The organism is Streptomyces sp. NPDC021562 (genome assembly GCF_040640875.1).
GTDB lineage: Bacteria > Actinomycetota > Actinomycetes > Streptomycetales > Streptomycetaceae > Streptomyces.
In genome coordinates this window covers 35,409-53,897 of the sequence record NZ_JBFACN010000003.1, presented here as the reverse complement: position 1 = coordinate 53,897, position 18,489 = coordinate 35,409, and the positions used below count along the sequence as shown (strand labels likewise).

Sequence of the window (18,489 nt, the reverse complement as noted above, 5' to 3'; positions counted from 1 at the left end):
CGCAGAAGGGACCGCTGACGGCGATGCAGATCCGGCTGACCGTCGTAGACCCGCTGGGCCCTGCCGCGCAGCGGGGCAGGGCCGTGAGCCGCGACGTGCTGGTGACGGCGCCGACGGGCACGGATCTGGCCGCGGTGGCCTCCGCGCTGGCCTCTGCGGTCACCGGCGACGGCAGCCTGGGCGGCCGTGAGGCGAGCGGGGCCCCGGTCGTGCTGTACGCGGGGGTGGAGCGGCTGGACGCCCGTCGCCGCATCCTGGGCGAGCCCCCGCTGGTCGACGGCGCGGTGCTGTCCCTGGGCGCCCCCGCCGCTCCCGAGCCGCATCCCGAGCTGGACGACGCCCCCACCCAGCTGCATGTGATCGCCGGCCCGGACGCGGGCGGGGTCCATCTGCTGCACGGCGGCCAGATCACCATCGGCCGCTCCGCAGACGCCGACGTCCCGCTCGACGACCCGGACGTCTCCCGGCTGCACTGCGCGGTGACGGTCGGCGCCGACGGCCGGGTCTCGGTCGCCGACCTGCACTCCACCAACGGCACGGCCGTGGACGGCAGCCGCGTCACCGACCGCCCGGTCCGCCTCACCCCGGGAGCGCTCCTGCGCATCGGGGAATCCGCCCTGCGGCTTACGCCGTCCGGGGGGCCGGGGGCCCGGGTGGGTACGGCCCCGGACGGCGAGGGCTGCGTACGGGTGCTGCTCGACGGGGAGGGCGGGGAGGCCGGCGGGGACGCCGTGGACGCCCCCGCCGTCGAGGCCGTGGCGGGTCCGGCGGGCCGCACCCCGCACGCGTACGGCACGGCGGGGTGGGGAGCCCCGGGCGGGCCGACGGGGGGCCACGAGCACGGCCCGGCGGATTCACCGGTCGTCCCCGCGCAGGGGGACGCGCCGCGGATAGAGAGCCGGGAGGGACTCCCGGGGACCGGCCGCGGAGGGGGCGCACCGCAGGGCGAGCGGGGCGGCTCCGCAGCGCAGGGCGCGTGGGGAGGCGGGGCGCCGCAGGGCCGGGACGGAGATGGCACGGCCCGGACCGGACACGGGGCGTACGAGTCCGCGGGGGCGGCCGACGGGGGGCGCGGACACCACGAGCCACCGTCGGCGTCGGACGGGGGCCGCGGAGGCCTGCCCGGTCCGCGTGGTGGAGCGACGGGGGTCCGCGGCGCCGCCGGCCCGTCCGACGGCGGGACGAGCCACGGCGCCGACGCCAGGTCCGGCGCCGGGACGTACGGCTCCGGCTCGGGCAGGGCGTCCGGCTCGGGAACCGGGGGGACGTACGGCTCCGGCACCGGCAGGGCGTCCGGCTCGGGAGTCGAGGGGACGTACGGCACGGGGGCCGGCTCCGGGGGGACGTACGGCACCGGCGACACGCACGCCGGTCGTGCCGGGGTCCTCGGCGGCCCCGACGGCCGGGACACCGGCACGCGTCCCGAGTCCCTGAGCAGGGACACGCCCCCCGGCCGCGACACCCGAAGCACAGGCCCCGCCCCCGGACCCGACGGCCGGACCACCGGCACGCACCCCGACACCCGAAGCACGCGCACCTCCCCCGACGGCCGGACCACCGGCCCCGGCCGCACCCCCTCCGCATCCGACCCGGCGCACCCCGGTCCGGCCGCCCCGCACCGTCCCTTCCCGCACCCCGCGTCCCCGACCGGCGAAGCCGGCGACCCCGCCGCCCCGTCCGGGAGGCGCAAAGGCACCCCCCTCCGCGGTACCGACGCCCCGGCCCTGCCCGGCGGTGCCCGCAGGCGCGGCGGTCTCGGAGCCTGGGCCCGGCGGCTGGCCGGCGGCCGCGGTGAGCCCCCGTCGGCCGCCGTCGGCGAGACAGCGGCCGAGCACGGCGTCGCCCCGTCGGCCGGTGCCGCCGCCCAGCCCGAGACCTGGCCCGACCCGGCCGCCCTGCTGCTGACCGCGCTCGGCCCCGGTCCCCGCCTGTGGGAGCGCGGCCCCGGTCACCCGGAGGCGCTCACCGTCCGGCTCGGCACGGCGGACCGCCCGGCACCCGACGGCTCCGGACTGCTGCCCGCCGTGCCCGTCACCGCCGATCTGCGCGAGTCGGGCGCCCTCGGCCTCGCGGGCCCGCGCGGCCGCCTCGCCGGGCTCGCCCGCTCCGTGCTGGCCCAGCTCGCCGCCCTGCACTCGCCCGACCTGCTGGAGATCGTGCTGGTCAGCGCGGACCGGGCGCGCCCCCTGGAGGAGCGGACGGCCGAGTGGTCCTGGCTCGGCTGGCTCCCGCACGTCCGCCCCGGGCACGGCCAGGACTGCCGCCTGCTGCTGGCGTACGACCGCGAGCAGGCGGCGGCCCGTGTGGAGGAGCTGCTGCGCAGGGTGGAGGACCTCGCCGTCCCCCGCCGCCCGGCCACCCCGTCCGACCGCCCCGACCTGGCCCGTGCGTCGGCGGACGCACAGCCCGCCGACGACGTCCACCGTCCTTCCTGGGCCCGCGACGGCGGCGCCGGGGACGACCTGGACGACGGCAGCGGCGGCTTCCCGGGGCCGTACACGGTCGTCGTCGTGGACGGCGATCCGGGGGGTGCGGCGCTGCGGGACGCGGTGGCCCGGCTGGCCGTCGCCGGGCCGCGGGCCGGGGTGCACGTGATCTGTCTGGCGGAGACGGCGCCCACCTCCCCCACCTCGCCGGTCGCCGAGACCTACGAGCAGGCGTGCGCGGTGGCACCGACGTTCCGCGCGTGCGGGGCGGTGGCCCTGCTCAGCGGCGACGTGGCCACGGCGCTGCATCTGGTGCGGGTCTCCGCCGGGCCCGTCGGTCCCGGCACCCTGGCCGCGGTGGACGCGGTCTCGCCCGCCTGGGCGGAGCGGTTCGCGCGGGCGCTGGCCCCGCTCCGCGCCGAAGGGCCCGGCCCCGACCGGCACGCGCGCGTGGCCACCCCGTTGCCCCAGTCCGCGCGGCTGCTCGACGAGTTGGGGCTGGCGCGGGCCACCCCGGCGTCGTTGATGGCCCGGTGGGCGGACGCGGCCGACGACACCGAGGCGCTGGGCGGCCGGGCCCGGGCGGTGCTCGGCGCGGGGCCGCGCGGTCCGCTCGTCGCCGACCTGGTCGCCGAGGGACCGCATCTGCTGGTCGAGGGGCCGCCCGGCAGCGGCCGTACGGAGCTGCTGCGGGCGCTGGTCGCGTCGCTGGCGGCGGCCGAGCGCCCCGACCGGCTCGGGATCGTGCTGATCGACGGCCGTGACGGCGTCGGCACGGGTGCCGGGCAGGGTGAGGGCCTACGGGTGTGCACGGACATACCGCACGTCACCACCCATCTCACCGCCAACGACCCGGTGCGGATGCGGGAGTTGGCGCAGTCGCTGAGCGCCGAGCTGAAGCGGCGGGCCGAGTTGCTGGGCCGCTGCGACTTCGCGGACTGGCACGCGCAGCGGGAGATCTCGGGCCGGATCGTCCCCCAGCGCGGCCGCCCCGCCACCGCGGGAGCCGCCGACATAGAAGCGCCGCCCAGCTCCACGCTCCGGCTGCGTCCGTCGGCCGGTGCGGCGGCCCGCAGGCAGGCCGAGGCACCGCCCCCGCTGCCCCGTCTGGTGGTCGTGGTCGACGACCTGGACGCCCTGGTCTCCCCCGCGCTCGGTTCGCCGGGCCGCCCGGCCGCGGGTTCCGTGATGCGGGCGCTGGAGGCGGTGGCGAAGGAGGGCGACCGGCTCGGCGTCCACCTGGTCGCGGCGGCCGGCACGGGCGGTCGTACGGCGGAGACGGAACCCGCCCGGCAGGCCACCTTGCGCGTCGCCCTGGACGCGCCCGCGTCCGGCCCGGACGAACCGGCGCCGGGCCGCGGTCGCCTGACCACCCCGGACGGCCGCAGCACGGCGTTCCAGGCGGGCCGGGTCACCGGCCGGATCCCCCGCACGGCCACCCAGCGCCCCACGGTGGTCGCCCTCGAATGGCACCGGATGGGTGATCCGCCCGCCCGCCGCCCGGTCCGGGAACTGGGCAACGGGCCGACGGACCTGGCGCTGCTGGCGAGCGCCGTGGAGCGGGCGGCGAAGGAAGTGGCGGCGGCGCGGGTGCCGTCACTTCTCTAAAAGCGGTTCGCCCGGTCTCGGGAGCGGTTCGCCGGCTGCCGCCGATCACAACGTGATCACGATCCCCGGCGCTGACCTGTAGGCACCCTTGCCGGGCAGGCGGCCCCCGCGTACACCGGAGCGCACGGGACAGAGTTCTGACGTTCAACGAAGAACGACGAACGGGGAAGTGATGCGCAGTAACAGCAGCACCATCCGGACCGGCAGGGCCGTCACCACACTCGCCGCGCTGATGGCGGGGGCACTCGCGCTCACCGCCTGCGGCGGCAGCGGCAAGAAGTCCACCGACGGCAACAGCGCCTCCGCCACTCCGACGAGCACCCTCAGCCTTCCGAAGCTCAACGGCACGACCCTGGAGGTCGCCGCCGTGTGGACCGGGCAGGAGCAGAAGAACTTCAAGCAGGTGCTCGCCGAGTTCGAGAAGCGCACCGGCGCGAAGGTGACCTTCGTGCCCGCCCAGGACCCGATCATCAACTTCCTCGGGTCGAAGATCGCGGGCGGTCAGCCGCCGGACATCGCGCTGCTGCCGCAGCCGGGCGCCATCAAGCAGGCCGTGCAGAAGGGCTGGGCGAAGCCGCTGAGCGCCGACACCGTCACGGAGGTGCAGAAGAACTACTCGCAGGGCTGGCAGGACATCGGCAAGGTCGGCGGCAAGCAGTACGGCGTCTACTACAAGGCCGCCAACAAGTCGCTGATCTGGTACAACACCAAGGTCTTCGAGAACGCGGGCGCCAAGGAGCCGAAGACCTGGCAGGACCTGCTGACGGCGGCGCAGGCGGTGTACGACTCGGGCGTCACCCCGTTCTCGGTGGGCGGCGCGGACGGCTGGACGCTGACCGACTGGTTCGAGAACGTGTACCTCTCGCAGGCCGGTCCGGAGAAGTACGACCAGCTCGCCCAGCACAAGATCAAGTGGACGGATCCGTCCGTGAAGCAGGCGCTGACCACGCTGGCCCAGGTCTGGGGCAAGAAGGGGTACGTGGCGGGCGGCGCGGCCGGTGCGCTCCAGACGGAGTTCCCGGCGTCGGTCACCCAGACCTTCACCGGCGGCGACCAGCCGAAGGCCGGCATGGTCTACGAGGGCGACTTCGTGCAGGTCAACATCGGGGAGACCAAGGCGAAGGTGGGCACGGACGCGAAGGTGTTCCCGTTCCCGGCGGTCGGCTCGACCGCGCCGGTGGTCTCCGGTGGTGACGCGGCCGTCGTCTTCAAGGACTCCAAGGGCGCCCAGGCGCTGGCGAAGTTCCTGGCCTCCCCGGACGCGGCGACGATCCAGGCGAAGCTCGGCGGTTACCTCTCGCCGAACAAGAGCGTGGCGAACTCGGCGTACCCGAACGAGGTGCAGCGCAAGATCGCCCAGGCGCTGATCGCCTCCGGTGACGACTTCCGCTTCGACATGTCCGACCAGGCTCCGCAGGCGTTCGGCGGCACCCCGGGCAAGGGCGAGTGGAAGGACCTCCAGGACTTCCTGCAGAACCCGAAGGACGTCGCGGGCACCCAGGCGAAGCTGGAGAAGGACGCGGCGGCCGCCTACGGCAGCGGAAGCTGACCCGGGGATGGCATCGCCCGCCGCGGCGGGGGTCGGGAGGACCCCCGCCGCTCCCGGCCGTCGCAAGAGCGTGACCGGCACCCGCAGAACCGTGGCGGCTCTCTTCCTGCTGCCCGCCCTGGTGCTGCTCGGCGCGCTCGTGGTCTACCCGATCGGGTACTCGCTGATCCGCAGCTTCTACAACGCCGACGGAAGCGGTTTCGCCGGCTTCGACAACTACAAGGCGATCTTCACGGACGACGGCATCCGCACCGCCCTGAAGAACAACATCATCTGGGTGGTGTTCGCGCCGACCGTCTCCACCGCCCTCGGTCTCGTCTTCGCGGTGCTGACCGAGCGGGTGCGCTGGGGAACGGCGTTCAAGCTGGTCGTCTTCATGCCGATGGCGATCTCGATGCTGGCCGCCGGCATCATCTTCCGGCTGGTGTACGACCAGGACCCGGACAAGGGCGTGGCGAACGCGGTCTGGGTCGGCATCCATGACACCTTCGCCCAGTCCTCGGCGTTCCCGAACGCCCACCCGGGCCGGGAGTCGCCTCTCAAGCCGGACCAGGGCGGCTTCCTCACCACGGCCACCGTGCACACCGGCCAGACCGTCGCCCTCCCCCTGGTCGGCGTAGCGCCCGACCAGATGCCGGGCGGTGCGAAGAGCGCCGTGGCGGCGAAGCCGGACCCCGGGAAGATCACCGGCACCACCTGGCAGGACTTCACCCGCGGCAAGGGCGTCGGCAGGCTGGGCGCTCCCGACCCGTCCGAGCTGGGCTACGACGGGATGCGGATCGAGGCGGTGAAGAACGGCACGGTGGTGGCGTCCACGAAGGCCGCCGCCGACGGCACCTTCACCCTGCCGGCCACCGCCGACGGGGCCCGGCTCCGCCTGCCCGCGAGCAACTTCAAGCAGCCCTACAACGGCGTCGACTGGCTCGGCCCGTCCCTGGTGACGCCGGCCATCATCGGGTCGTACGTCTGGATGTGGGCGGGGTTCGCGATGGTGCTGATCGCGGCCGGGCTGGCGGGCGTGCCGCGGGAGCTCCTGGAGGCGGCGCGGGTGGACGGGGCGACCGAGTGGCAGGTGTTCCGCAAGGTGACCGTGCCGCTGCTGGCCCCGGTCCTCGCGGTCGTCACCGTCACCCTGATGATCAACGTGCTGAAGGTCTTCGACCTCGTGTACATCATCGCGCCGGGCTCCTCGCAGGACGACGCGAACGTGCTCGCCCTGGAGCTGTACCGCAAGGGCTTCTCGGAGGGCCAGCCGGGCATCGCGAGCGCGATCGCGGTCTTCCTGCTCCTCCTGGTCATCCCGGTGATGTGGTTCAACGTGCGGCGGCTGCGGCGGGAGGAGCGGCGATGAGTTGGCTGCTGGAGAAGATCAACAGCGGTCTGGTGCGCGCCTTTCTGATCGTCGTCGCGCTGTTCTGGCTGGTGCCGACGATCGGACTGCTGGCGTCCTCGCTGCGCTCGCCGGAGGACATGAGCGCGAACGGCTGGTGGCACGTGTTCAGCAAGCCGTCCCAGCTGACGTTCGACAGCTACCGGAAGCTCCTGGAGAACGGCGACATCACCCACTCCCTCTGGAACACGGTCCTGATCACCGTCCCGGCGACGATCCTGGTCGTGGTCATCGGGGCGCTGGCCGGGTACGCGTTCGCGTGGATGGAGTTCCCGGGCCGGGACTGGTGGTTCCTGATCGTGGTCAGCCTGCTGGTGGTGCCGGTGCAGGTGGCGCTGATCCCGATCGCCGAACTCTTCGGCAAGATCGGGCTGTTCGGCACGATCTTCGGCGTGATCCTGTTCCACGTCGGCTTCGGTCTGCCGTTCGCGGTGTTCCTGCTGCGCAACTTCTTCGCGGAGATCCCGCGCGAACTGCTGGAGGCGGCCCGCCTGGACGGCGCCGGCGAACTGCGCCTGTTCACCCGGGTGGTGATGCCGCTCGGCGGACCGGCCATCGCCAGCCTCGGCATCTTCCAGTTCCTGTGGGTGTGGAACGACATGCTGGTCGCGCTGGTGTTCACCAAGTCGGGCACCCAGCCGATCACGGTCGCGTTGCAGACCCAGGTACGCCAGTTCGGCAACAACGTCGACGTGCTGGCACCCGGCGCGTTCATCTCGATGGTCATCCCGCTGGCCGTGTTCTTCGCCTTCCAGCGGCAGTTCGTGACCGGGGTGATGGCGGGCGCGGTCAAATAGCCGCGCGCCGGAGGCATCCGTGTCGGAGGCATCCGTGCCGACGGGAGGAGGGCGGGCCGGTCACCGGCCCGCCCTCCTCTCCGCTCGCGGTACGTAACCCACATGACGTAGGGAACCGTAACCAAATCACTCCATCGGCCGTTCCCGGGCAGAACGCCCGCGCCGACCGACCCATGGATGCCCCTTGCCCAGGTTCAGTGTCATTGTCCCCGCGTACAAGGTCCAGGCGTATCTGCCCGAGTGCCTGGACTCGGTGCTCTCGCAGTCGTACCCCGATCTGGAACTGATCGCCGTCGACGACCGCTCCCCGGACGCCTGCGGCACGATCATCGACGAGTACGCGGCACGGGACGCGCGGGTACGGGCGGTGCACCTGGCGGAGAACCAGGGGCTGGGCGGCGCCCGCAACGCGGGGATGGCGCAGGCGAGCGGCGACTACCTGGTCTTCCTGGACGGCGACGACACCCTCACCCCGGACGCGCTGCGGGCGGTCGCCGACCGGGTCAAGGAGGCGGGCGAGCCGGACGTCCTGGTGTACGACTACGCGCGGACCTTCTGGACGGGCCGGGCGGAGCGCAACAAGCTCGCCGCGCACCTGACCGAACAGGGCCCGGCGCCCTTCCGGCTCGAGGACCGGCCGGGGCTGCTCCGGGTGCTGATGGTGGCCTGGAACAAGGCGTACCGACGGGAGTTCGTCGAGGAGCACGGCTTCACCTTCCCGCCGGGCTACTACGAGGACACCCCCTGGACCTACCCGGTCCTGATGGCCGCCGGGTCGCTGGCGACCCTGGACCGGGTGTGCGTGCACTACCGGCAGCGACGGCAGGGCAGCATCCTCGGCACCACCAGCCGCAGGCACTTCGACATCTTCGACCAGTACGACCGGGTCTTCGCGTTCCTCGACGAGCGGCCCGAACTGGCGCACTGGCGGCCGGTGCTGTTCCGCCGGATGATCGACCACTTCTCGACGGTGTTCACCAGGAAGGAGCGGCTGCCCCGCGGCACCCGCGCCGAGTTCCTGCGCAAGGCCCGCGCCCACTGCCGCCGTTACCGGACCAGGGGCGGCCCGGTCCCCTGGCGCACCCGGCTCCGGCACGCCCTCGTCCACCACGGCATGCACCGCACCTACCGCGCCCTCCAGCTGGCGCTGTGGGCCCGCCGCCGGGCGCTGAAAGCCGGCGTCAAGTCCGCCCGCGGGGTGCGCTCGGCCCTGCTCCAGCTGCACTACCGCGTCCAGCTGCGGCTTCCGCTGCGGGCCGACCGGGCCGTCTTCGCCGCCTACTGGAACCGCGGCCACGGCTGCAACCCGGGCGCGCTGGAGAAGGCGTTCCGCACCCATGCCCCGCACATCCGGACCGCCTGGATCGCCCGCCCCGAGCACCAGCACACCATCCCGCCGGGCCCGCGCCGGCTGCGCCCGGGCAGCCTCGGCTACTGGACGGCGCTGGCCCGCTCCAAGTACCTGGTCAACAACGTCAACTTCGACCGGCGGCTGCGCAAGCGCCCCGGCCAGGTGTTCGTCCAGACCCAGCACGGCACCCCGCTCAAGCACATGGGCCTGGACCTCCAGGAACGCCCGGCGGCCGGCGCCGGCATGGACTTCGAGGAACTCCTGCGGGGCGTCGACAAGTGGGACTACGTACTGTCCGCGAACCGCCACACCACCCTGACCTGGGAACGCGTCTACCCCGGCGGCTACACCACCCTCGAGTACGGCTATCCGCGCAACGACGTCTTCCAGCAGGCCACCTCGGCCGACGTCACCCGCATCCGGGAGTCCCTCGGCGTCCCCGAGGGCGCGGTCGCCCTCCTGTACGCGCCCACCCACCGCGACTACCGGCGCACCCAGCGCCCGGTCCTGGACCTGGACCGGATCGTGCGCCGCCTCGGCCCGCGGTTCGTGGTCCTGGCCCGTGCCCACTACTGGCACGGCGGCCCCCTGGCGACGGGTTCCCGGGTGATCGACGTCAGCGACCACCCGAGCGTGGAAGACCTCTGCCTGGCCTCGGACGCGCTGCTCACGGACTACTCCTCGATCATGTTCGACTACGCCAACCTGGACCGCCCGATCGTGGTGCACACCGCGGACTGGGACGCCTACCACGCGGCCCGCGGCACCTACTTCGACCTGCGCGCCAGCCCGCCCGGCGCGGTCGCCCGCACCGAGGACGAGCTGATCGACATCTTCGCCACCGGGCACTGGTGCGGCTCCCGCTCCGCCCAGCTGCGCGCCGCCTTCCGGGAGCGGTTCTGCCGGTACGACGACGGACGCGCCGCCGAACGGGTCGTACGGCATGTGGTGCTCGGCGAGCCGGCGGGGCTGCCGGAGGTCATCCCGCCGGGCGAGCGGCACCCGGTGCCGTCGGCCGCCTCGGGGCTGTCCCAGTCCCCGTTGGCCACCGTTCCGCAACCTTCCGGCCATCTGCCCGTCACCGAGAGCCGCTGAACGCCGTTTGCCTCGCAGGGAGTTCTCTCATGCCCCCGAACACCTCGCGGCCCACTCCGTCCCGGCCGTCCACCTGGCGGCCGGCGGGGCGACCGGGTCGTCTGCACACCTGAGAAAGAGCAGCATGCCCCGCTTCAGCATCATCGTCCCGTCCCACGGGGTCGCCGGCCGGCTGTCCCAGGCGCTGGACTCGGTCCTCGCCCAGTCCTTCGGCGACCTGGAGCTGATCCCGGTCTGCGACGGTCCCGACGCCCCGGCCGCCTCGGTCACCGCCGGTTACGCCGAGCGGGACTGCCGGGTGGTCCCGGTGCACTCACCACCGTCCGCCGGGCTGAGCGGGGCCCGCAACACCGGCGTGCGGGCGGCGAGCGGCGCGTACCTGCTGTTCCTGGACGGCGACGACGTGCTGGTGCCGGGCGCGCTCGCGCTGCTCGACGCACGGCTCACCGCCACCGGCGACGTGGACGTCCTGTACTTCGAGCACGAGCGGACGCCGTGGTGGGAGGGTGAGCCGGCCAACCCGGCGGCACCGCTGCTGGCGTCCGCCCCGCCGGGGCCGTGCCCGCCGGAGCAGGCGCCGGGGCTGACCGGGGTGGCGTTGCCGGCCTGGAGCGCGGCCTACCGCCGTGCGTTCGTCGCGGACCGGCGGCTGGTGTTCCCCCCCGGTCACTTCACGGACGTCGGCTGGGGCGGCCTGACCACCGTCGCCGCCGACCGGATCGCAACGCTGCGGGCGGTGGTCGTACGCCACCGGCTGCGCCGTCAGGGCAGCCGGCTGAACCTGCCGGGACCGCACCAGCGGGACCTCCTCGACCAGGTGGAACTGGTCCTCCAGCGGGCCGCGGGACTGCCGGACGACCGGGCGCGGGTGCTGTTCGAGCAGGTCTTCGGGCTGGTGCTGAGGACGGCCGCACGGCCGGAGCGGATGCCGTCCGGGCACCGGGCCTTCTTCCGGCGGGCCGGACGGCTGCACCGCGCGCACCGGCCCGCCGGGTTCCGGATGCCGGGCGGCAGCGTGGGGGTGCAGCACCGGCTGCTCGCGGCGGGGGCGTACACGGCGTTCCGGGCGCTGCGCGCTGTCAACCGGGTGGCGGTCGGCGCCGCCGGGCGGCTGCCCCGGCCGCGGATGCCGCTCACCCGGCTGCGCTACGCCCTCGAACTGCGCCGGCCGCTGGATCCGAACCTCGCCGTGTACTGCGCGTACTGGGGGCGCGGGTACGTCTGCAACCCGGCCGCCATCCACGCCGTGGCCCGCGCGCTCGCTCCGCGGATCCACTCGGTGTTCCTGGTGGAGGCCGGGCAGGAGCACACCCTGCCGAAGGACGTCGACCACGCGGTGATCGGCAGCCGCCGCTACTGGCAGGTGCTGGCCCGCGCCAAGTACCTGATCAACAACGCCAACTTCGCCGAGGGGGTCGTCAAACGGCCCGGCAGCGTCCACCTCCAGACGCAGCACGGCACCCCGCTGAAGAAGATGGGCGTCGACCAGTCGACGTACCCGGTGGTCGCCGCGCGCAGCGGCAGCTTCACCAGGCTGCTCGGCCGCGTCGACCGCTGGGACTTCAACCTCTCCGCCAACCGGCACTCCACGCAGACGTGGGAGCGCGCCTTCCCGGGCTCGTACCAGGCGCTGGAGTACGGCTATCCGCGCAACGACGTCTACTACACGGCGTCCGCCCACGACGTGATCCGGATCCGGCGCCGGCTCGGCGTCCCGGACGGCAGCACGGCCGTGCTGTACGCGCCGACCCACCGCGACCACCACACCGGGTTCGAGCCCGGCCTCGACCTGGAGGCGTTCTGCGAGGCGGCCGGCGAGGACGTGGTGGTCCTGCTGCGCGCCCACTACTTCTACGACCGGGGACGCCTGCGCGGGGGCACCGGCCGGGTCATCGACGTCACCGGGCACCGCTCCGCCGAGGACGTGTGCCTGGCCGCGGACGCGCTGGTCACCGACTACTCGTCGATCATGTTCGACTACGCCAACCTCGACCGGCCGATCGTGGTCTACGCCGACGACTGGGAGGTCTACCGGGAGACCCGGGGCGTCTACTTCGACCTGATGGCCGAGCCGCCGGGACCGGTCGCCCGCACCCCGGAGGAACTGGCCCGGATCTTCCGCGACGGCTCCTGGCGGGGCGCGGAGTCCAAGGAGCTGCGCTCCGCGTTCCGGGAGCGGTTCTGCCAGTTCGACGACGGCCTGGCCGCCGAACGGGTGGTGCGGCGGGTGCTGCTCGGCCAGCCGCCGGAGTCGATCCCGGCGGTGATCCCGCTGGCGGAACGCCTGCCCGCGCCGTCCGCGAACCTCGTCAGGAGCTGACCGTGCCCCGATTCAGTCTCATCGTGCCCTGTTACCGGGTGCAGGGCTTTCTCCGCGAGTGCCTCGACTCGGTCCTGGAACAGTCCTTCCACGACATCGAGGTGATCGCCGTGGACGACCGCTCCCCGGACGGCTGCGGCGCCATCCTCGACGAGTACGCGGCCCGCGACCCGCGCGTGCGGGTGCTGCACCTGCCGGAGAACGTCGGCCTCGGCCGCGCCCGCAACGCCGGACTGCCCTACGCCACCGGTGACTTCGTCTTCTTCCTGGACAGCGACGACACCCTCACCCCGGGCGCGCTGCGGGCGATCGCCGACCGGCTCGCGGAGACCGGCGACCCGGACGTGCTGGTCTTCGACTACGCCCGCACGTACTGGTGGGGCGGCACCCGGCGCAACGCCCTCGCCGACATCCTCGGCGCCCGGTCGGACACCTTCACGGCCGCCGAACACCCGGAGGTCCTCGACCTGTTGATGGTCGTCTGGAACAAGGTGTACCGGCGGGACTTCGTCGAGGAGAACGGCTTCCAGTTCCCGCCGGGCTACTACGAGGACACCCCGTGGACCTTCCCGGTGATGCTCAGCGCGGACCGGATCGCCACCCTCGACCGGATCTGCCTGAACTACCGCCAGCGCCGCCAGGGGAACATCCTCTCCACCACGAGCCGCAAGCACTTCGACGTCCACGACCAGTACAGACGGGTCTTCGCCTTCCTGGACTCCCGTCCGGAACTGGCCGGCTGGCGGCCCTGTCTGCACCGGAAGATGGGCGAGCACTGCCTGGACATCCTGGCCAAACCGGACCGGCTGCCGCCCGCCGCCCGGGGCGAGTTCTTCCGGCGCACGGCCGAGCTGTACCGGGCGTTCCGGCCGGAGGGGGCCGACCTGGGTGTGCTGGGCGGCTCGTACGCCGCGTACCGGCTGCGGCAGCAGGCGGAGCGGGCCGGCCGGGAGGGCGGACGGCAGGCGCTGCGGGTACGGCGGGCGGCGGGCGTCCGGGTGCGGCGCGCGCTCACCGGGCTGCGCTCCCTGCGGCCGCTGGACGAGAACCTGGTCCTGTACTCGGCCTCCTCGCACCGGGGCATGCTGGGCGACCCGGCGGCCGTGTACCGCGCGGCCCGGACGATCGCGCCGGGACTGCGGGGCGTGTGGGTGGTGAGGGACGCGGAGGTGGCGGCCGGGCTGCCCGCGGGGGTGGAGCACGTGCTGCTCGACTCCCCGGAGTACCAGCGGCTGACCGCCCGCGCGAAGTTCTTCGTCAACGACGTCAACTGGCCCGGGACTCTGGTGAAGCGGTCCGGCAGTGTGCACGTCCACACCCATCGGGGCACCCCGCTCAAGTACCTGGGAGCCGACCTGCTGGGCAAGCCCGGCGCCCGGCTGGGTTTCGACGTGCCGCAGATGCTGCGCCGGGCCGACCGCTGGGACCACAGTCTGGTCGCCAACCGCCACTCGGAGCTGGTCTGGGAGCGGGCCTACCCCTGTCACTTCGCGTCGGCCCGCACCGGCAGCCCGCGCAACGACGTACTGGTGAACGCCGGCCGACGGGAAGCCGGGGGCGGGGGCGAGGGTGGGTTCGTGACGGGTGGTGGCTTTCGGGAGCGGTACGGCATCCCGGCCGACCACACGGTCGTGCTCTACGCCCCGACCCGCCGCGACCACGTCAGGGGCGGTCACGTCGACCGGATCGACCTGACCGGGTTCGCGGCCGACCTCGGTCCCGGCCACACCCTGGTGGTCCGGCTGCATCCGGCCCTGGCGACCGGCCCGGCCCGCGGTCTCGGCCTGGCCGAGCTGCACCGGCGCGGGATCGTGGTCGACGCGACCTGCGAACCGCACGTCGAGGAGGTCATGCTCGCCTCGGACGTGCTCGTCACCGACTACTCCTCCCTCATGTTCGACTACGCCAACCTGGACCGGCCGATCGTCGTGCACGCCGACGACTGGGCCACGTTCACCGCGAGCCGGGGCGCCTACCTCGACATCACCGCCGAGGCGCCCGGCCATGTCTCGCGCTCCTACCGGGAACTGGCCTGGCTGTTCGCCTCGGGCAGCTGGCGTGACGAGGAGTCGGCCCGGCTGCGGGCCGACTTCCGTGCGCGGTTCTGCGAGTTCGACGACGGACGGGCCGCCGAGCGGGTGGTACGGACGCTGCTGCTGGGTGACTCGATGCCGCCGGCCGGTGCCCGGGTGCCGGAACCGGCGCCGGGTCACGATCTGCTGGCGGCGACATGAGACCGCGTACCTGGGTGCTGGTGCTGGCCGTGGTGTTCGCGGTGCTGCAACTCGCCGACGTCACCGGCCGGGACACCCCCGACTCCAAGAACTACGTGTCGTACGCGCTGACCCTCGGCGGCGCGGGCAAACGGGAGGCGGCGGCGGAGACCGTCGACTGGGTGTGCGCCGGGCGGGCGTCGGGGGCGGAGCGCGCGCGGCGCGTGGACGTGCTGCGCTTCCGTGCGCCGAGTCCGGCACGGAAGGTGTACGCCGCCTGCCGGTCCGACGAACTCGGGCGGGTCGACCGGAGGCTGAAGGCGGGCGGCGTGCAGACGGACGGGCACGTCGTGCCGTTCGTGGGCCCGCGGCTGCGGGCGATCTTCGAGGTGCGGCCCGGCTATCCGGTGTTCCTGCTGCCGTTCGTCACCGTGTTCGGGGTGACCTGGGGGGTGTGGCTGGCGAGTGTGCTGGTCACGGTCGCGGGTGGGGTGCTGGTCTTCCTGGTGCTGCGGACGCTGTCCGTCCCGGTGCCGCTCGCGCTGACCGGTCAGGCCCTGTACTACGTCCTGCCGGTCGGTACGACCGCGATGCGGCCGATGACCGAGGGTCTGATGCTGGCGCTGACCCTGACGGCGGTGTGGGGCTGTGCGCTGGCCCTGACCGGGCGGGCACGGGCCGGGACGACGCTGGTGGCGGGCGCGCTGCTCGCGCTGTTCGCCGTGAAGCACTCGCAGGCGCTGTTCCTCGGGGTGTGCCTGGCCGGGGCGGGCGCGGCGGTCGCGCTGCGGCGCCGACGGCACGGCCGGGCGCCGGGGCGCGGGGTGGTGGCGGTCGCGGCCGCCGGGTGCCTGGCGGTCGCCGGCACCCTGCTCCTCGCCCGGCTGCTGCACTATCCCTCCGAGGCGGAGAGCATGCAGGACCTGCTGACCAACCACTACGCCCGTCCGGACCGGGCCCACCCCTGGGGGGAGTTCCTGCACCTGGAGGGGAACTTCTGGGTGGAGTGGCTGCGCCGGCAGGCGATGGCGCCGTTGTTCGCGGCGGCGCTGGCGGCCGGGGCGTGGGGGGCGCGGCGGCGGCCCGCGTTCGGAGTCTTCCTGCTGGCCGCCGCCGGTACCGGGATCCTCACGCAGGCCGCGCACCCGGACATCAACGTCTGGGGCGAACGGTTGATCGTGCTGGCCTGGCTGCTGCCGGTGGTGGGGGTGCCGCTGCTGCTGGAGCCGCTGGCGCACCGGGTGGCGGCGGTGCCCGCGCAGGGGGTGCCGAGGCCGGTCGGCGTCACCCGTTGAGGTGAGCGTCGAGGGTCTTTCGGCGGCTCACTCGATGAGGTGACGGGCGGCGCGGCGGGCGGAGCGAACGGGAACACTCGGCAAATGGTCCGTCCTGTCCGTTCCCGCCGGTGAGCACCGGCGCGCTGGTCCGGCGCGCCGCGCACGGCTGCACCGCCCTGCGCCGCGGCCGGGTCCGCCGACTCACCCCGTACCAGGTCTTCGGCCTGCTGTTCTGGCTGCTGATGACGCTGGCGTACTGGCGGGTGCCGCCGTGCTGCGACGCGGGTCAGCACGCGGCGGCGGTGGAGGGGCTGCGCTCGGGCCTGGCGGACGCCGCCGTCTCCCCGTACGTGCTGGCGCAGCGCGCGGTGGCCAGGCTGACCGGTCTGACCGGGTGGCAGCTGCTGCGGCTGTGCGGCCCGCTGAACCTGCTGGTCCTGCTGAGCGGCCTCGGACGGCTGGTCCGGGTGCTGACCCCGCGCCCCTTCGCCCCGGTGCTGGCCCTGGCCTTCATGGCCGTGCTGTGGGGCACGGAACCGGCCCGGGGCGGCGGCACGCTGGCGCTGCTGCCGCTGACCGGCAGCCTGGGTTACCCGTCCGCGTTCGCCCTCGGCCTCACCTTCTGGGCCTGGGCCCTGACCGGCGGCCGGGCCCGCGATCTGCGCCGGGTGCGCTACGTCGGTCCGGACGGCCTGCGCAGCCCGGCCGGCTACGCGGCTCTCGGTGTCCTGTACGGGGTGGTGGCGCTGGTCGACCCGGTGCTCGGCGTGGGAGCGGCGGCCGGGGCGGCGGCGTTCGCGGCGGGGTGGCAGCGGGACTGGCGGGGCCCGGTCCGGGTGCGGTGGGGGCTGCTGTGCGCGGTGGCGGCCGCGCTGGCCGCGTCGGGCACCCACGCGCGCGTGCTGCCACAGCCCTACGAACGGTACGACGGCCTGGCCGCCCAGTGCTGGCTGGCACTGCTCCTCGGGGCACCGGCCCTGTGGCTCCGCGCCCGACGAGCGGGGCGGGTCGACCACCGGAGCCGGCGCGGGGCGGGCCGTGGGCCGGCGGTTGGGCCGGGTGGCGGCGGGGCGCTCGGTCAGAGGGTGCGAGGGGTGGGCCGTGGCCAGGCGTTTTGGCCGGATGGTGGCGGGGCGCTCAGCGAGGAGGTGCGTGGTGCGGGCCGTGGGCTGGCGGTTGGGCGGGGTAGTGGCGGGGCGCTCAGCCAGGAGGTGAGTGGTGCGGGCCGTGGGCTGGCGGTTGGGCCAGGTGGCGGGGGAGGGCCCGGCCGGGAGCGGTGCGGGGCGGCCTGCGGCCCGGCGGGAGGGTCGGGGGGCGGGGAGGGGCGGGAGGCTGCCTGGGGGCGGGGTGGTGAGGGGGTCTTGTGGGGGGCGGCCTGGCGTGACCCGCTTGTTCTGCTGTTCGCGGTGGAGTGCCTGGTGATGGCGGGCGGCGGGCGCCGGCACGGCTTCGGGGAGCTGCTCGGGCTCGCGCTGCTGGCACCGCAGTGCGCCCTGGCCGTGGAACTGACGGCGGGGCGCCCCTGGCCGGGGTGGCGGCGGGCGCTCGGCTGGGCCACCGCGGGCGGCGCCTGCCTGGGTCTCCTGGCCGCGCAGGCCGGAGCGGTCGTACCGCGCTCGGTGGACCCGGTCGGCTTCGTGCAGCCGCCGCGCTGGCCGTCGTACGACTGGGCGGCCCGGCACATCGGCCGTGGCGAGCCGGTGGTCACGGACGCGTACTACGCCGTGCGGCTGCTGCCCGGCTACGGCATCGAGCCGACCGACGGCCACGACCACCGCCCCCGGGTGCGCTGGCTGCTGCTGACGCGGCGGGAGCGACTGCCCGAGGAGGCGGTGGTCGTGGACCGGAGCCGGCGCACCGGCGAGGTGCTCGCGCGGCTCACCCGGACGAGGGGCGTCCCGGTGGCCGCACGGCCGACTACTCGACGATGAGCTCGACCGGGATGTTGCCCTTGGTCGCCTTGGAGTAGGGGCAGTAGTCGTGGGCCTGGTGGACCAGCTTCTCGCCGGTCTCGTTGGCCAGCTCCTCGGGCAGCTCGACGCGCAGGGTGACCTTGAGCGCGAAGCCGCCGTCGGACTCGTCCTTGCCGATGCCGACCTCGGCGGTCACGGAGATCTCACCGGTGTCGACCTTGGCCTGGCGGCCGATGGCGCCGAGGGCGCTGGCGAAGCAGGCGGCGTAACCGGCGGCGAAGAGCTGCTCGGGGTTGGTGCCCTTGCCGTTGCCGCCGAGCGCGGCCGGGAACGCCAGCGTGAGGTCCAGCTGCCCGTCCGAGCTGACCGCCCGTCCTTCCCGGCCGGTGGCGGTGGCGGCTGCGGTGTAGAGCGCGTCCATGGAAGACCATCCCTCTCGAAATTCACTGCTGCGGTGTTCCGGCGGCTCCGTTCCGGCCGCCCTCACGACCACAAGTAGAGCACACAATTAAGTTGTGCACAACTAAATGGCTCGCAAGAGCTACCCTGG

The 18,489-nt window shown here is 74.1% G+C and carries 10 protein-coding genes; 9 read left to right on the top strand and 1 reads right to left on the bottom strand.

The features are described from left to right. The first annotated feature begins 23 nt into the window (after positions 1-23). The 9 genes from AB0G52_RS04940 (at position 24) to AB0G52_RS04900 (ending at position 17,957) form a co-directional block, all read left to right on the top strand. Positions 24-4,034 (top strand): FHA domain-containing protein, encoded by a 4,011-nt coding sequence (locus AB0G52_RS04940; RefSeq protein WP_361333771.1) that lies wholly within the window; start codon positions 24-26, stop codon positions 4,032-4,034. A gap of 172 nt (positions 4,035-4,206) precedes the next feature. Continuing rightward, the gene (locus tag AB0G52_RS04935; protein WP_132890496.1) at positions 4,207-5,583 is read left to right on the top strand and encodes an extracellular solute-binding protein; all 1,377 of its coding nucleotides are present in this window, start codon (positions 4,207-4,209) and stop codon (positions 5,581-5,583) included. Positions 5,584-5,590: 7 nt separating this feature from the next. After that, a complete protein-coding gene (locus AB0G52_RS04930) occupies positions 5,591-6,934 on the top strand; it encodes a sugar ABC transporter permease (protein ID WP_132890495.1) in 1,344 nt (447 codons plus the stop codon). Continuing rightward, entirely contained in the window at positions 6,931-7,770 is an 840-nt protein-coding gene (locus AB0G52_RS04925; protein WP_361333767.1) for a carbohydrate ABC transporter permease, read from the top strand. Before AB0G52_RS04930 ends, AB0G52_RS04925 begins: the two co-directional genes overlap by 4 nt. A gap of 184 nt (positions 7,771-7,954) precedes the next feature. Next, complete coding sequence (locus AB0G52_RS04920; protein WP_361333764.1) at positions 7,955-10,216, top strand: bifunctional glycosyltransferase family 2 protein/CDP-glycerol:glycerophosphate glycerophosphotransferase; 2,262 nt, start codon at positions 7,955-7,957, stop codon at positions 10,214-10,216. Positions 10,217-10,340: 124 nt separating this feature from the next. Continuing rightward, positions 10,341-12,536, top strand: coding sequence for a bifunctional glycosyltransferase family 2 protein/CDP-glycerol:glycerophosphate glycerophosphotransferase (locus AB0G52_RS04915; RefSeq protein WP_132890492.1), 2,196 nt, complete (start codon positions 10,341-10,343; stop codon positions 12,534-12,536). Between the two features lie 2 nt (positions 12,537-12,538). Beyond that, a complete protein-coding gene (locus tag AB0G52_RS04910; RefSeq protein ID WP_361333761.1) occupies positions 12,539-14,770 on the top strand; it encodes a CDP-glycerol glycerophosphotransferase family protein in 2,232 nt (743 codons plus the stop codon). Next, on the top strand, positions 14,767-16,044 hold the full coding sequence (locus AB0G52_RS04905) for a hypothetical protein (protein WP_361333758.1): 1,278 nt from the start codon (positions 14,767-14,769) through the stop codon (positions 16,042-16,044). Before AB0G52_RS04910 ends, AB0G52_RS04905 begins: the two co-directional genes overlap by 4 nt. Positions 16,045-16,154: 110 nt before the next feature. Beyond that, on the top strand, positions 16,155-17,957 hold the full coding sequence (locus tag AB0G52_RS04900) for a hypothetical protein (RefSeq protein WP_361333755.1): 1,803 nt from the start codon (positions 16,155-16,157) through the stop codon (positions 17,955-17,957). On the opposite strand, the gene AB0G52_RS04895 is transcribed toward AB0G52_RS04900, so the two are convergent. Further along, positions 17,944-18,360 carry an organic hydroperoxide resistance protein gene (locus tag AB0G52_RS04895; RefSeq protein WP_132890488.1) on the bottom strand — a complete coding sequence of 139 codons (417 nt, stop codon included), beginning with the start codon at positions 18,358-18,360 and terminating at the stop codon, positions 17,944-17,946. The two genes, AB0G52_RS04900 and AB0G52_RS04895, sit on opposite strands and share 14 nt — an antisense overlap. Between the last annotated feature and the right edge of the window lie 129 nt (positions 18,361-18,489).